The sequence below is a fragment of the Bilophila sp. genome, assembly GCF_057864385.1.
Genome location: NZ_DBMAFI010000073.1, coordinates 1 through 14418 on the forward strand (window position 1 = coordinate 1; position 14418 = coordinate 14418).

8 protein-coding genes are annotated in these 14418 nt (G+C 59.0%); all 8 read right to left on the reverse strand.

What is annotated here, in order from left to right; genetic code table 11:
* Window positions 1–335: 335 nt before the first annotated feature.
* The gene (locus ACZM8Y_RS15585; RefSeq protein WP_482331020.1) at window positions 336–2462 is read right to left on the reverse strand and encodes a TRAP transporter permease; all 2127 of its coding nucleotides are present in this window, start codon (window positions 2460–2462) and stop codon (window positions 336–338) included.
* 1222 nt (window positions 2463–3684) lie between these two features.
* Window positions 3685–7206 (reverse strand): pyruvate:ferredoxin (flavodoxin) oxidoreductase, encoded by a 3522-nt coding sequence (gene nifJ / locus ACZM8Y_RS15590; RefSeq protein ID WP_482331016.1) that lies wholly within the window; start codon window positions 7204–7206, stop codon window positions 3685–3687.
* A gap of 84 nt (window positions 7207–7290) precedes the next feature.
* The gene (locus ACZM8Y_RS15595; protein WP_479858533.1) at window positions 7291–9243 is read right to left on the reverse strand and encodes a sigma 54-interacting transcriptional regulator; all 1953 of its coding nucleotides are present in this window, start codon (window positions 9241–9243) and stop codon (window positions 7291–7293) included.
* 151 nt (window positions 9244–9394) lie between these two features.
* Entirely contained in the window at window positions 9395–10405 is a 1011-nt protein-coding gene (locus ACZM8Y_RS15600) for a TRAP transporter substrate-binding protein (protein WP_479858532.1), read from the reverse strand.
* Window positions 10406–10452: 47 nt separating this feature from the next.
* Entirely contained in the window at window positions 10453–11724 is a 1272-nt protein-coding gene (locus ACZM8Y_RS15605) for a TRAP transporter large permease (protein WP_302553411.1), read from the reverse strand.
* Window positions 11725–11748: 24 nt separating this feature from the next.
* Window positions 11749–12231 carry a TRAP transporter small permease gene (locus tag ACZM8Y_RS15610; RefSeq protein WP_302553412.1) on the reverse strand — a complete coding sequence of 161 codons (483 nt, stop codon included), beginning with the start codon at window positions 12229–12231 and terminating at the stop codon, window positions 11749–11751.
* A gap of 89 nt (window positions 12232–12320) precedes the next feature.
* Complete coding sequence (locus ACZM8Y_RS15615) at window positions 12321–12989, reverse strand: cyclase family protein (protein WP_479858530.1); 669 nt, start codon at window positions 12987–12989, stop codon at window positions 12321–12323.
* Window positions 12990–13086: 97 nt separating this feature from the next.
* Window positions 13087–14127: an aldose epimerase family protein gene (locus ACZM8Y_RS15620; protein ID WP_482330987.1), complete on the reverse strand. Its 1041-nt coding sequence runs from the start codon at window positions 14125–14127 to the stop codon at window positions 13087–13089.
* Window positions 14128–14418: the final 291 nt, after the last annotated feature.

Genomic DNA, 14418 nt, shown 5'->3' on the forward strand with positions numbered 1-14418 from the left:
CCGGCTTCCCCATGAAGCGACAGGGACTTCCTTCGTGCCGCCTCTCCACCAGCCTTTTACATGCTGCATTCGTTGCCGGAATATCCGCAAAGCTCCGGCTCCTCTCCGCATGGAGGGTTCCGCGCCGCCGGGCTCTTTCTCTCATTTTCCCGTCCCCGCCGCTACCTTCATCCGGCAGGCTTTCCGTTCCGGCTTCCCCATGAAGCGACAGGGACTTCCTTCGTGCCGCCTCTCCACCAGTCGAAAGTCTTTGGGGAGGATGGGGGAGGTTTGGAGGGGGAAGGAGGCCCTTTCTCCAGAAAGGGCCTCCTTCCCCCTCCAATTCCCGCTAATCCCTACCCCTTCCCTCTCGCCTTCCAACTCCACACACCTGCCACGGCGCACAGGGCGAACGCTGCGAGATCGGTCTTGAGGCCGGGATCGATGGCGAGAAAGGCCGCCACAAGCAGCAGGCCGCGCATGACGTAATTACAGGGCCCGAACAGCCAGCCTTGCAGCCCGGCGGCCAGCGCGCTCACGCCTAGGCAGGCCGTGGCGAACGCCCACAGCGTCGCCAGGGCCGGGTTGGCCGAGCTGTACAGCAGGAGGGGGTTGTTCAGGAAAAAGAAGGGCAGGATGAACCCCGTCAGGCCCAGCTTTACCGCAATGAGGGACGTACGGGTCTGATCCGAATGCGCAATGCCCGCCGCCACGTAGGACGACATGGCGACCGGCGGCGTGATGTTGGAAAGGCAGGCGTAGAACAGGCAGAACATATGCGCCGCCATCGGCATCACCCCCACTCCCGTGAGCACCGGGACAGCCACCGCCGCCACGATGACATAGGCCGCCACGCCGGGCACGCCCATGCCGAGGATGGTGCTCATGATCATGACGAACAGGCCGCCGAGGTAGAGCTGGCCTTCGCCCACGTATTTGAGCACTTCATACCCAAAGGTCAGGCCGAGCCCTGTGAGGGACACCGTGCCGATGATGACGCCGATGATCACGCAGGCCGCGCCCACGCCCACCGCGCCGCGTGCGCCTTCGTCGAGCGCCTGGATCACCAAGCGGGGGGTCATGCGGTACCGATCCGAACACCACGTGGAAGCGAGCGCGCACAGGGCCGTGAGGATTGCCGCGCCAAGGCTGAGGAGCCCAGAGAGGGCCAGGCCTCCGAGGGCGGCAAGCAGCAGGATGAAAGCGGCGGTGCGGGCGGTTTTCGTCCGCAGCAATCCGATGAGGGAAGGCAGCCATGTGGCCCCGACGGTGGCGAAGATGGAGGCCGCCGCCGCGAACAGGGGGGTGTAGCCGTCAAACATCAGCCAGAGCAGCACGATCAGCGGGATGAACAGGTGCCCGCGCTCGCGCAGGACTTTGCCGGCCGCCGGGATGTGTTCCGGGGAGAGCCCTTTGAGTCCGAGCTTGCGCGCCTCGAAATGCACCGCCATGAGCAGCGTAAGGTAATAGAGGAAGGCAGGGATGGCCGCCGCAAGCATGACCTTGGTGTAGGGGACGCCGAGGAATTCGGCCATGATGAAGCCAACAGCGCCCATGATGGGTGGCGCGAACTGCCCCCCGGTGGAGGCGACCGCTTCGACGGCTGCGGCAAATTCGGGCTTGTACCCGGTCTTTTTCATGAGCGGGATGGTGATCGCTCCGGTGGTAGCGACGTTGGCGAGGGCGCTGCCGTTGATCATGCCCATGAGCGCGCTGGCGACCACGGAAACCTTGGCGGGCCCGCCGGCCGTGCGGCCCACGAGGGTCAGCGCGAGATCATTGATGAAATCGCTGAACCCGCTGTATTTCAGGAATGCCCCGAAGAGCACGAACAGGAAAATATAGGTGGCGGATACGCCCACGCCCACGCCGAGGAGCCCTTGGCTGCCCCAGAACATGTGCTCGACGACGCGATCCCATGAAAATCCCGTATGCCCGAATGCGCCGGGAATCCATTCCCCGACGAAGTTGTAGAGGAAAAACACGCCCGCCAGCGCCGCAAGGTTGCCGACCACGCGCCGGGCCATTTCAAAGCAGATGAGCACGCCGACTGAGGCCACGAGGTAGTCGGCGGGCAGGAAGTAGCCGCCGCGCAGGGTGATTTCCGTATAATTGACGATGAGGTAGCCGAATGAGAACAGCCCCGCCGCGATACACAGGGCATCGAATGGGGTGGGGCGGGTACGGCTGCGGCGCTCGCCCTTCCATGCCGGATACATGAGGAAGGAGAGCACCAGCAGGAAAATGATGTGCCACGAGCGCAGGGTCATGGCGTCGAAGGCCGAAAACGTGGACGCGTATATTTGGAACAGCGAGAAGGCCACCGCCAGCATGGAGATGGCCGCCGCCCACGGGCCGCTGCTGTAGTGCCGGAAGCGTGATTCGCTCTCTTTTTCCTCTACCAGTGCCTGTGCCGCGGCTTGCTCCACGGCGTGCACGTGAGCCGCGTTGACGGCCTGTTCCCTTGCATCGCTGCCGTTCATGTTTCCCCTTCGTCTGTGCTGTGCCCCGGCGGTTGGCCGGGGCGTTCCGCTGTTGTCCAATTCCGCGAATCCGTTTTCCGGTTTTTGTGCCGTCCTGCGGGAGATGCTCCCCCCGCCCCCTTCACTCCCTCCGGCACGTTCCGCCTCTGCCGCCTAAGCCCTTTCCCTTTGGGGAGGGAGGCGGTTTCCATTCTTGTAATAAAAAAGCCGCGGACTGTTTGCCCGCGGCCTTCGCTTCTGCGCTTGATCCATACCGTCAGGCGCGGAGCGAGCCGCTTTTCCGCATAAAGTAATAAAAACCGAAATGCCCTTCGGCATCGGCGGAAAAGAGGGTGCGCAGCGTGGCGGAAAGGATCATGGATAGCTCCTGCATCTCCGCGTTAGATACGCGCGAGCTGTTTGGGTTGTCAATCAATTTTTCGGAGGCAAGGGCTTGGGCGAAAGATGGGCCGGTATGTTTCACAAAAATGTAACCATATCCGGCGGCAGGGCGTCAGGCTTGGGGCTGGAACCCGGCAAGATGGGGCTAGGGGGTTCAAACGGCTGGCGGATGCCGCCCACACGGTAACGGCCGTGAAGGGGCGGATGGAGGCACATGCTTTTTCAAACAGGTTTCGGCAGGCGTCAGCAATGGCGTGCGGATCAAGGGCGGCGGTGCAGCGCCGGAAGGCCGCGTATGCCTCCGGCGGGAGATTCGTTTCGGCTCCTTGAATGGGGTCACCGAGTAACGCGCATTGCCGCTGGCGGAACGCTTTCCGACGGGCGATGCCACGATGTTCTCGCGCTGTCGCGGTTGTGGGAAGCATCCAGACAGGTTGTTTGTGGCTGACGTCCGTGGGGCTTACCGCAGGCAAGGGGGACAGCCACTTGTGTCGTCAGTATCTCTGTCCATGTGGGCATGCAGCACAGTATCCCTGAACGAAAAAAAGCCCAAAGAAGGGAGGTGGCCAAGGTCTTTTCAGGGTGATCTGTCTATGAATCGCTGGAAGGTGGAACGGTTTTTCGCTTAGCTGAACAACTTTCGTCGTTTGGCGACTCCTTTTGAACGGTTCTGCATGATGCATCTTTTATTCAGTTGGATTATATCACGATTCTGCTCAAAAACGTTTTGAAATGATCTCCAGCATCTAGATGAGTATTCGCAAAGAGCCCCGACCGGATTGGCGCGAAAAAAGACGCCGGAGAAATTCCTCCAGCGTCTTCCTGATATTATGCGTCCTGCTTACTTGTTGGCGAGACGTGTGTAGTTGCTGCGGCGGGCTTTAGCATCTGCTTCGGCCTTTTCGTACAGCATCTCCGCACGTTCGGGGAACTGGCGCCTGAGGGAGGAATAGCGCACTTCGGACAGCAGGAATTCCTTGAAGTCGTTGGAAGGCTCCTTGGAATCAAGCACGAACGGATTCTCGCCCTGTCCGATACGTCGGGGATCATAATGGTACAGCGACCAGTAACCGGCTTCCACAGCACGTTTGGCCTGCATCTGGCTGTTGCCGAGGCCGCCCCTGATGCCGTGGTTCAGGCATGGGGAGTAGGCGATGATGAGGGAAGGGCCGGGATAGGCTTCCGCTTCGGAGATGGCCTTGAGGGTCTGTTCCTGACTGGCGCCCATAGCGATCTGCGCCACGTACACGTTGCCGTAGCTCATGGCCATGAGGCCCAGATCCTTCTTGCGGTTCATCTTGCCGTTGGCGGCGAACTGCGCCACCGCACCGGTAGGCGTGGCCTTGGAAGACTGGCCGCCGGTGTTGGAATAGACCTCGGTGTCGAAGACGAGGACGTTGATGTCCTCGCCGCTGGCCAGCACGTGGTCGAGCCCGCCGTAGCCGATATCGTAGGCCCAGCCGTCGCCGCCGAAGATCCAGTGCGAACGCTTGACGAAAAAGTCGCTCTTCTCGCGGAGGGCCTTGAGCTCGGCGTTATCCTTTTCCGCCAGAACTTCGTCGAGGGCGGCTGTGAGGGCGGCGGCCCTTTCGCGGGTGCCTTCGCCGAGGTCCTTGTCTCTCAGCCATGCTTCCATGGCGGAGCGCAGGGCGGCGCTGATGTCGTTGCCTTCCAACAGAGCCTTCATCTTCAAGGCGAGGGTGGCGCGGATCTGTGCAACCCCGAGGAACATGCCGAAGCCGTATTCGGCGTTGTCTTCAAAGAGCGAGAAGCCCCACGCCGGGCCGTGGCCGTTCTCGTCGGTGGTGTAGGACACGGAGGGGGCACCGGCGGCCCACACCGTGGAACAGCCGGCGGAGTTGGAGAGCATCATGCGGTCGCCGAAGAGTTGGGTGACGAGCTTGGCATAGGGCGTTTCGCCGCAGCCGGCGCAAGCTCCGGAGAATTCGTTGAGCGGGCGCAGATACTGACTGTTGGCCACGTTGAGCTTACCCTGAGCAGGCTTCTTGTAGGTGATGTTCTTTTCAGCGTAGTCCCACTTCCGGGCGCCCTCGGGCATCACGTTCTCCAGTTTGGTCATGGTCAGGGCCTTTTCCTTGGCCGGACACTGGCCCACGCACACTCCGCAGCCGGTGCAGTCAAGGACGGAAATGGCCATGTGGAACTCAAAGCCCTTCTGGATACGGCAGGGACGATGCTCGATGGAAGCTGGCGCGGCGACGGCTTCTTCGGCACTGAGCAGGCGCGGGCGAATGGCGGCATGAGGGCAGGCGAAGGCGCACTTGTTGCACTGGATGCACTTTTCGGCATCCCACACGGGTACCATGATGGCGGCACCGCGCTTTTCAAAGGCCGTGATGCCTACAGGCCACGTGCCGTCTTCATAACCGAGGAAGGCGCTCACGGGCAGCTCGTCGCCTTCCTGACGGTTCATCACGTCTACGATCTTGCGGACGAAGTCGGGGCGTTCGTCGCAGGCGGCGGGGGCGTCTTCCGCGGCGTCGGCCCATGCGGCGGGCACGGCCACTTCGTGCAGCATGGCGATGCCCTGACGCACGGCTTCCTGGTTCATGTCGATGACGCTATGGCCCTTCCTGCCGTAGGTCTTGACGATGGCTTCGTTCAGGTAGGCGACGGCGTCATCGAGAGGAATGATGCCGGCCAGCTTGAAGAAGGCGGCCTGCATGAGCATGTTGATACGTCCGCCGAGGCCGAGGTTCATGGCAATATCCACGGCGTTGAGCGTGTAAAAGCGGATTTTCTTGCGGGCGATGGTGCGGCGCAGGGAAGCCGGCAGATGCTTTTCCAAATCCCCGTCCTTCCACATGCAGTTCAGCAGGAAGACGCCGCCTTCCTTGATGCCCCGCAGAAGGTCGTACTTGTCCACATAGGACTGGTTGTGGCAGGCGATGAAGTCGGCATAGTCGATAAGATAGGAAGAGCGGATGGGCTGGCTGCCGAAACGCAGGTGCGATATGGTGACGCCGCCGGACTTGCGGGAGTCGTAGGCGAAATAGGCCTGAGAATACATGTCGGTATGGTCGCCGATGATCTTCACGGCCAGCTTGTTCGCGCCAACGGTACCGTCGGAACCGAAACCCCAGAACTTGCAGGCGGTCTGGCCTTCGGCCACCACGTGGAAGTCTTTCACTTCGAGGGATGTGTGGGTCACGTCGTCGATGATGCCCACGGTGAAGTTGTCGCGGGGCTGTCCGGCGGCCAGATTATCGAAGACAGCAAGGACCTGAGCGGGGGTGAAGTCCTTGGAGGCGAGTCCGTAACGGCCGGCATATATCGCGGGGGCATCGGTTTTGGAGGCATAGGCGTTGCGCACGTCGAGGCACAGGGGGTCGCAGGCGCCGGGTTCCTTGGTGCGGTCGAGCACGGCGATGCGCTTTACGGAGGCGGGGACGGCTTCCAGCAGCTTTTCCGGCAGGAAGGGGCGGTACAGGCGCACGTTGACCATACCGACCTTCTCGCCGCGGCGCATGAGCTCGTCGATGGTTTCTTCCACCACGGAGGCACCGGAACCCATGACGATGATGAGGCGTTCCGCTTCGGGATGGCCGTAATAGTTGAAGAAGTCGTAGCCCTTGCCGGTGATGGCGTTGATTTTGTCCATGTACTTCCGGACGATGGCTGGCAGGGCGTCCACGAAGGGGTTCACCGCTTCACGCAGCTGGAAGAACACGTCGGGGTTGTGGGTCATGCCGCGCAGCTGAGGATGGTCGGGGTTCAGGGCGCGGTGGCGGAAAGCTTCCACGGCTTCCCAGTCGAGCATGTCGGCAAGTTCTTCCTGCTCAAGGAGCTCGATCTTCTGGATTTCGTGGGAGGTACGGAACCCGTCGAAGAAGTGGATGAAGGGCAGGCGCGCCTCAATGGCGGAAAGGTGGGCCACGGCGCCGAGGTTCATGACGTCCTGCACGGAGCTGGAGGCCAGCATGGCGAAGCCGGTCTGGCGGGTGGACATCACGTCCTGATGGTCGCCGAAAATGCTCAGGGAGTTGGAGGCAAGGGAACGCGCGCTCACATGGAAGACTGCGGGCAGGAGTTCACCGGCTATCTTGTACATGTTGGGGATCATCAGCAGGAGTCCCTGCGAGGCCGTGTAGGTGGTGGTGAGGGCGCCGCCTTGCAGGGAGCCGTGCAGAGCTCCTGCCGCACCGCCTTCGGACTGCATCTCGACCACGCGCACAGGGGCTCCGAAAAGGTTTTTCTTGCCCTGAGCCGCCCACGCATCTGTGAGTTCCGCCATGGGAGAAGAGGGGGTGATGGGAAAAATGGCAGCAACTTCCGTGAAAGGATAGGAGATATAGGCGGCAGCGGTGTTGCCGTCCATGGTCTGTGTCCTGCGGTTACTCATGAAAAAGCCTCCCAATCTGAAGAAATAATACAGACTGGATGCGAATAACATGCCAAAACCGCAATTTTGAGGACGTGCCCCGTCTTATTTCTTCTCTTGTGCGGCGATCTCCTTCAGCCTTCTCCATAACGTGGCGGGGGAGATGCCCAGACGCCGGGCTGTTTCCGCCTTGTTGCCCTGTGTTTCCTCCAGTACCTGAAGGATGGTGCTGTTTATCTGGGCACGAAGCATACTCTGCTTGGTTCGTCTGTTCGCACCGGCAGGTGTGGAAGGCGACGGGGGCACGGTCTCGGTCTTCTTGTGGCTGTTCCCGCACGGGGCCTCGTTCATCAGGAGCACGCGCGAGATGTCGCTTTCCCGTATTTCCCTGCCCTTTGCGATCACCACCAGCCTTTCTATGACGTTGCGCAGTTCCCTGATATTGCCCGGGAAATGATAGCGCTTCAGCACGGCCAGAGCCTCTGGGCTGATCAGGGGCCGGGGGAGAGAGAGCGACTGGGGCAGCCAGCTGAGGAAGCTGTCGACGAGTTCCTCGATGTCCTCCGGGTGTTTCCGCAAGGGAGGGAGGTTGAGCCGGAGCACGTTCAGGCGGTAGAAAAGGTCTTCCCTGAACTTGCCGCATCGCACCAATTCCGCAAGATCCTTGTTCGTAGCGCACACGATGCGCACGTTGATGGGGATATAGCGTTCCTGACCGATGCGCATGACGATTTTTTCCTCGAGCACGCGCAGAAGCTTGGCCTGCACCGAGGTGGGGATCTCGCCGATTTCGTCGAGGAAGAGGGTGCCGTTGTGCGCCATTTCGAAAAGGCCCACTTTGCCGCCTTTTTTCGCGCCGGTGAAGGCACCTTCGGCATAGCCGAAAAGCTCGCTTTCCAGAAGGGATTCAGGCAGGGCCGTACAGTTGATGCCCACGAAGGGGCCGTTCCTGAACGGGCTTGCCATATGTATGCCCTGCGCGAAGATCTCCTTGCCGGTTCCGGATTCCCCGTAGATGAAGATGGAAGAAGGGCTGTTGGCGTAAAGCTCCGCGTGTTCCACAAGGCTGCGCATCTCCGCGGAATGCCCTACCACGTCCTTGAGGGTATAGCGCGCCACATGCCCCTTGGCGTGCAGTTCCCTGCGCATTTTGTGTTCGAGGCTCTGGATATGGCTGGCATCCTGGATGATCACGCTGGCTCCGCAGTAGATATCGTTGCTGTAGGCTGGAATGATATTGCAGAGATACTGCTTTTTTTCGTACTTCTTGCTTTCTCCCGACCACGTGAGCTGTTGCTGTACCGCCTCGATGATGCCCGTATCCTGCAAAAAGGCGCAGATGCTTTTCATAGTGGATTCGCCGTTGGCAAACATCTTTTGGGCAGGCAGATTGTATTCCAGTACCTTGCCCTGTTCGTTCAGCGAGATGGCTCCGTCTTTCAGGGCGTTGAGCATGGTACGCACGCGGGCGTCTTTGGAACGTTCGCTGATGATGGCGTTGAGTATGCGGTCGGCTTCGTTCAGCACCTGTATCACGCCGTCCGCGGAAACCGTATGCAGTACGCCATGCAGTCCCAGTTTCTGTGCCCACTGCACAGCGTGGCCGCCGCCAACGAGCACCTTCATCCCCTTATCTTTCATCTCGTAACAGCCTTTTTCGATGTCGTCGGGATTGTTAACCCTATGGACGGTGAGGCTCACCCCAATGTGTGGGGCCACCGTAGCCATCTTAGAGATGTGGGAAGGAAAGGAAACCACGCCGATGTTCGTGTCGTACTGCTTCGCCTTGGTAAGAAATTCAATGGCATCACAGCATGTTATGGGTGTTTGTAGCGTGGGTACGAGGGGAAAAGCCTTTTTTATCGTGCTCCACACGCTGCCGCGGCTGACGATGACGGCGGCACCTTCCTCGATGACCCGTTTCGTGGCTACTATGCATTTGCTGGATTCCGTAGTGATGATTCGGACAGGCGAGGATATGGAGTGCCGGCAGAGCTCTATCTGTTCTGCCGCGCTGTTGTCGGAAACGATGGCGCAGATGAAGGGATGCTTAGGCATAGGGACACTCGGCGGAGATGAGGGAGCAGTTGGTGAATGGATGTATACAGGATACCTGAACACGCTAACTTTTCAACTGCCTAAGCAGAAACGACAAAGGAGGAGAAGCTCCCTAACGGAGCTTCTCCTCGCCGGATAGCTTTTATATGGTTTAGTAGTTCTTACCAGCGGCCTTGTAGTCGTCGAGAACCTGCTGGATGAGGGACGAGGGAACCTGCTTATCGAAGTCCTTCCAGATGGCTTTGCCGGCGTTCATGAATTCAGCGCGGGCTTCGGGGGAGAACTCGATTACGTCCACGCCCTGAGCACGCAGCTTTTCGATGAGCTTTTGTTCCCCGCTGTGGATGGCACTACGCTGGATCTTCTGGACTTCAGCGAATGCTTCTTCAAAAATCTTACGGTCTTCAGGAGACAGAGAATCCATGAATTTGGCGGAAGCCATGAACAGATGGGGGGTATAGAAGTGGCCGGAAAGCACAAGATGGGGGGCGACTTCGTGCAGGTTGGCGGCAATGGCGGAGTGGATGTCAACGTCCACGCCGTCCACGGTGCCCTGCTGAAGGGCAGTAAATGTTTCGCTCCAGGCCATGGGGGTGGGATTCATGCCGAAGGCCTTGGTCATACTGATATGAACTTTGGAAGCGGTGGCACGGATTTTCATGGACTTGGCTTCAGCCATAGTGTGGAATGGCTTGTTCATCCAGTAGAAACGGGTGCCGAGGGCGATCCAGCCCATGCCTTTGATGCCGATCTTTTCGAGGGAACAGCTCAGTTCCTTGCCAACCTTGCCATCGAGCAGAATATTGACGGCATCGTAGTCGGGCATAAGGTAGGGAAGGTCAAAGATCAGCAGTTTGGGATCGTAGATGGACAAGTTGGAAGGAGATTCCTGAGCAAACTGCAGCATGCCGAACTGCAGGCCCTGTACTACGGCTTCAAAGTTGCCGAAGGAGTAGTTGTCGAACACGTCGATACGGAAGCGGCCATTGGTCTTTTCTTCAATGGTCTTTTTGAACTGGCCGCGGATGAGGTCGGTGGTGGGGTGGCCAGTAGGCTGGGTGAGGGCGATCTTCACCACAGTGGGGGCAGCCTGTGCGTGGGCGGCAGGGAGCAGAAGGCTCAGAGCGGCGACGGAACAGAGCATGGCCTTAAACAGTTTCATAGAGATCCTCCTAGCAGTTTGTGAGAATGGCTTCCCAACGTTAAGGATTAGATGAGGCAGAGCGAGATCTGTGGGACAAAAGCGATGGTGAACAGCATGACCACGAGCGTGAGAATGTAGGGGATGCTCGCGATACTGAGGCGTTCGATGCTGATCTTGGCGATGGAGGCACCCACGAAGAGCGTCATGCCCACGGGAGGAGTCTGTCCCCCTACGGCGAAACTGGTGAGCATGATGATGCCGAAGTGTACGGGATCCACGCCAATGGCATTGACAACGGGCAGCAGAAGCGGAGTCACGATCATGATGATGGCAGCCGCTTCGAGGAAGGTGCCCAGAATGAGCAGCACGATGAGGATGAGCGTCATGATGACGACCTTGCTCGTGGAGATGCTCATGATGGTATCGAGCACGGCGGCGGAAAGGTTGTAGTACATCATGATCTGACCGAGTGCCGTGGCGGAGGCCACCACAAGGAAAATAGAGGCGTTAATGCGTACGGAGCTCTTGATGATCTCGAGGAACAGCCTCCTTGTCATGGAACGGGTGATGAACACTTCCACGAACAGGGCGTAAACCACGGCGATGGCACCGGCTTCGGTGGGGGTGGTGATGCCGCCGTAGATGCCGCCAAGAACGATGACGGGCACCATGATGGCCCACTTGGCTTCGTACAGGGCTTTGAACATTTCCGCGAATTTGGCACGGGCTACGGTCTTGCCGTATTTCCTGCGTACGCAGATGACGTAGCTTACCAGCATGAGGGCACATCCTATGAGGATACCGGGAACGATGGTGGCCACGAAGAGGTCGCTGATGGAAACGCCGGCGGTGGAGCCGAAAAGGATGAGCGGGATGCTGGGTGGGATCATGATGCCGAGACAGCCGGAGGTGGAGTTCACGGCTGTGGCGAACTCCTTGGGATAACCTTCCTTCTCCATAGCGGGGATCATGATGCCGCCCACGGCGGCTACCGTAGCGGCGGCGGAGCCGCTCAGGGCCCCATAGAAGAGGCTGGTGAGGATGGAGATGTGGGCCATGCCCCCCTTGATGTGGCCGACCAGACAGTGGGAAACGGCCAGTAGGGAGTTGGCGATGGTGCCTTTCTGCATAATGTCGCCAGCTATGATGAAGAGGGGGACGGCCAGCAGGGGGAAGGAGTCCAGCGCACTGTACATTTTTTGCGCGAGGAACACGGGGGGAAGGCCGCCCACCATCATGCCCATGAAGACAGCGGTGCCGATGGAAACGCCGATGGGCACGGTGAAGATGAGCAGGATAATGAGGGTGCCGAATGTGGTAAGAAGAACAGGATCCATGCTATTTCCTTTTATTATTCTATGTTAGACGTTCTTCGATATCTCATCGGCACAGCGCAGGATGGCTTGGATACCCATGAGGCCGAAGCCTACAGGCATGGCCATCCAGATAATCCAGGCTGGCAGATGCATGGCGGGGGTGAGCTGTTCGCTCCAGTGGATGTTGATGACGGACTCCATGCTGGCATAGACCATGATGGCGCTGAACACGAGGCATACGATGCAGGAGAAGCACTTGATGTACGCCTTCATGCGGGGGCCGGAAAAGTTGGAAAGGATGGAAAGCTCAAGGTGTGAGTCGGTGCGCATGGCGAAACTGCATCCGAAAAGCACGCTCCAGATGATGAGGTAACGGGCCAGTTCTTCCGTCCAGTCGAGGGAGTCATGAAGCACATAGCGGCAGAATACCTGAATGGAGATGACGAGGATCAGGAGCAACATGGCGAAGACGCTGACCCAGACTTCGATGGCGTTGATTGCTTTGCGGAAAAGGGAATCTGGCTTCATGGAACCTCCTGTTGGTATGCCCTCTGTCATGAGGGCTTTTTTATTCAGTCTTCCGTATATGGGCATCCGCAGGGCCATTCGAAACCAGATCAGGCAGGTCCTTCCAGAACCGCCACGAGGCGTATCGGGGAACCCGTGAAGCCGGCGAGCCTCAAGGGCAGAGCCGTACAGTGGAATCGTTTTCCTGCCAGAAGTTCGGAATGCACGATGCCTTCGATGATATGCACGCCATGGGAAAGAAAGGCGCAGTGGATCGGGCGTCCTTCTCCCCTGCGGTCGTCCACGGTGGGTCCGTTGACGCCCACAGCCACCGGGCTGAGCCGGATGATACGTTCCGCCGCGGCAGGAGTGATGAAGGGAGAATTGAAATATTCCTGCGTGTTGGAATACCAACCCGTGCCCGTATGGATCATGATGAAGGCGTTTCTCGGGATGGAATCGTATTTCTTCAGCTCGCGTTCCACGTCGCCAGCATCGATCTTGTGGAAGCAGGATGCGGCGGTGAAGTCGAGGAAGACGCCGGGCATGGAATACAGGGCAGAGAGATCTGCTTCATCAATGGGCTTCCCGCCGGGGACGAAATGCAGAGGCGCATCGATGTGCGTGCCCGTGTGATCGGTCATGCCGAACCACATCATCTGGTAGGGGGAATCGGGGCTGTGGCTGGCCACCGTGCGGAATTCCACAGGCGGATCACAAGGGGCAGGCGACGCCGGGGTGATGGGCTGGCTGAGATCGAGGATATGTGGGGTAGCCATAAGAGCCTCCTAGCAGGATAGTGCTGCGTTGATGACCGGCAACGGCATGAAGGGATGGAAGCTTTTCAAAGCTCCCATCCTTAATCATGCTAACTGGTTACCACTTGAAGGCAAAGAACTGCTGTGCACTGTACCTTTCCCCAGGGCGAAGAATGGGTGACGGCATAGAGGGGATGTTGATGGCGTTGGGATAGTTCTGCGGTTCGATGGCAAGGCCGGGGGCCGGGGCGAAGGGGGAGTCCAGCCCGCGGGAAGTGTAGAACGAGGCCATGTTATAGGCGTTGTACACCTGCAGGGCGCGGGCCGTGGTATGCAGGGTGTAGGAGCGGCCCAGTTCCGGGATGCTCACTTCGGCCACTTCGCGCAGGGTGCCGCCTTCGCCGTCCAGAGCCATGATGGGATTGTACACCGCACCCTGAGAGAGTTCTTCCATCAGCTTGGGGGTGCGCAGGTCGAACACGGATCCTTCCACGGGGATGAAGTTGCCGGTGGGGGTGCCTGTGGCATCTTTTTCCAGATAATATGAGGCGTTGACCTTTAGGTATTCGTTCATGATGTCACGGTTCTTGAAGCCGTTGAGGTTCAGATACACGTGAGAGGACATGTCGATGATGGTGGGGGCATCGGTGGTGGCTTCCCAGTTCATGTGGAAGCGGTTGTCGTCGTCGAGACGGTAGGTGACGGTCACGGAAGCGTTGCCGGGATAGCCTTCTTCACCATCGGGAGAGAGATACGTGAGCTTCAGTGTGGCGCCGGTGGCGCCGCTGTCGGCTTCGCCAGCCCACACGCGGCTGTCGAAGCCCACAAATCCGCCGTGCATGCTGCTGCCGGCGGGGCCGCTGGCGGACAGATTGTATGCCTTGCCGTCGATCTGAAACTGTGCGCCGGTGATGCGGCTGGCTGTGCGGCCGAGGAGGGCGCCGAGCCAAGGATTGAAGCGAGCATGGTAGGGCTCGAAGGTGTCGTACCCCACGCTCATGTTGTCCGTTCCGCCCTTGCCGTCGGGGATGCACAGGGCCTTAATGCGGCCGCCGAATTCAAGGAGCTCGGCCACCATACCGTTGGCGTTGGCCAAGCGGAACAGGTGGATCGGTTTACCATTGAGTTCACCAAAAACGCTTCTTTCAACTCGCTGCATGACAACCTCCAGAGTTCGTATGTTCGTGACGAGGGAATGTCTGGTTCAACAGTCGGAACACCGTTTGTGTTTTCTTCTTGCAAATTCTGTGTCAACGGGCACAGGCCCGAAGTATGGCCGCAAGAAGGCAGGGCTTTTAAAGTGGTTCTGTTATGCGCTTGGGAAGGGCGCTGGGCGGAGAAATGGTTTGTGAGGGTGTTGATAAACTAATGACTTCGCGACATTTATGTGCGATAAGATTACATGAACGAAAAACCGCCATGCCCTAAATGTCAATCAATAGAAGTCGTC